This is a genomic window from Levilactobacillus fuyuanensis (assembly GCF_003946395.1).
Classification (GTDB): domain Bacteria; phylum Bacillota; class Bacilli; order Lactobacillales; family Lactobacillaceae; genus Levilactobacillus; species Levilactobacillus fuyuanensis.
On the sequence record NZ_RHNZ01000046.1, the window covers coordinates 1 to 1906 of the forward strand.

Below are 1906 nucleotides of genomic sequence, written 5' to 3' on the forward strand. Positions count from 1 at the left end.
TCGCTATCGGAATCGGAGTCGCTGTCGGAGTCTGAGTCACTGTCGGAATCTGAGTCACTGTCGCTGTCAGAGTCACTGTCGCTGTCAGAATCACTGTCGCTGTCAGAATCACTGTCTGAGTCGGAATCACTGTCTGAGTCGCTATCGCTATCTGAATCACTGTCGGAGTCGGAGTCACTGTCGCTGTCAGAATCACTGTCAGAGTCTGAGTCACTGTCGCTATCTGAGTCGCTGTCAGAGTCGGAGTCACTATCAGAATCCGAATCGCTGTCGCTGTCAGAGTCACTGTCGGAGTCTGAGTCACTGTCGGAATCTGAATCACTGTCGCTGTCAGAATCACTGTCGGAATCTGAATCACTGTCGCTGTCAGAGTCTGAGTCACTATCGGAATCGGAGTCACTGTCGGAGTCCGAGTCACTATCAGAATCGGAGTCACTGTCAGAATCGGAGTCACTGTCGGAATCAGAGTCACTGTCGCTATCTGAATCACTATCGGAGTCTGAATCACTGTCTGAGTCAGAATCACTGTCTGAGTCGGAATCACTGTCTGAGTCGGAATCACTGTCTGAGTCGGAATCACTGTCGGAATCTGAATCACTGTCGCTGTCGGAGTCACTGTCGCTGTCAGAATCACTGTCGGAATCTGAATCACTGTCGCTGTCAGAGTCTGAGTCACTATCGGAATCGGAGTCACTGTCGGAGTCCGAGTCACTATCAGAATCGGAGTCACTGTCAGAATCGGAGTCACTGTCGGAATCAGAGTCACTGTCGCTATCTGAATCACTATCGGAGTCTGAATCACTGTCTGAGTCAGAATCACTGTCTGAGTCGGAATCACTGTCTGAGTCGGAATCACTGTCTGAGTCGGAATCACTGTCGGAATCTGAATCACTGTCGCTGTCGGAGTCACTGTCGCTGTCAGAATCACTGTCGGAATCTGAATCACTGTCGCTGTCAGAGTCTGAGTCACTATCGGAATCGGAGTCACTGTCGGAGTCCGAGTCACTATCAGAATCGGAGTCACTGTCGGAGTCAGAGTCGCTGTCAGAGTCGGAGTCACTATCGGAATCGGAGTCACTGTCAGAGTCCGAGTCACTATCAGAATCGGAGTCACTGTCAGAATCGGAGTCACTGTCGCTATCCGAGTCACTGTCGCTGTCGGAGTCGCTATCGGAATCAGAGTCACTATCAGAATCTGAATCACTGTCACTATCTGAGTCACTGTCGGAGTCAGAGTCACTGTCGCTGTCAGAATCACTATCGGAGTCTGAGTCACTGTCAGAGTCTGAGTCACTGTCGCTATCTGAGTCGCTATCGGAGTCTGAATCGCTGTCGCTATCTGAGTCACTGTCAGAGTCTGAGTCACTGTCGCTGTCAGAATCACTGTCGGAGTCTGAATCACTATCGGAGTCGGAGTCACTGTCGCTATCTGAATCACTGTCGCTGTCTGAATCGCTGTCGGAGTCTGAGTCGCTGTCAGAGTCTGAGTCACTGTCGGAGTCTGAATCTGAGTCGCTATCGGAGTCGGAGTCACTGTCAGAGTCTGAATCACTGTCGCTGTCAGAGTCGGAGTCGCTGTCGGAGTCACTGTCGGAGTCACTGTCGCTGTCAGAATCACTGTCGGAGTCGGAGTCACTATCGGAATCTGAGTCGCTGTCGGAGTCAGAGTCACTGTCAGAGTCTGAATCACTGTCGCTATCGGAATCACTGTCGGAATCGGAGTCGCTATCGCTATCGGAATCACTATCAGAGTCTGAGTCGCTGTCGGAGTCAGAATCACTGTCAGAGTCGGAATCACTGTCGGAGTCAGAGTCGCTGTCAGAGTCAGAGTCGCTGTCAGAGTCGGAGTCACTATCGGAATCGGAGTCGCTGTCGGAGTCTGAGTCACTATCGGAGTCTGAGTCAC

General features: G+C 51.5%; 1 protein-coding gene. It reads right to left on the reverse strand.

Going from position 1 to position 1906, the window contains the following annotated elements; genetic code table 11:
• On the reverse strand, positions 1–1906 hold a 1906-nt coding region (locus EKM73_RS12850; protein WP_191988640.1), incomplete at both ends, for a hypothetical protein.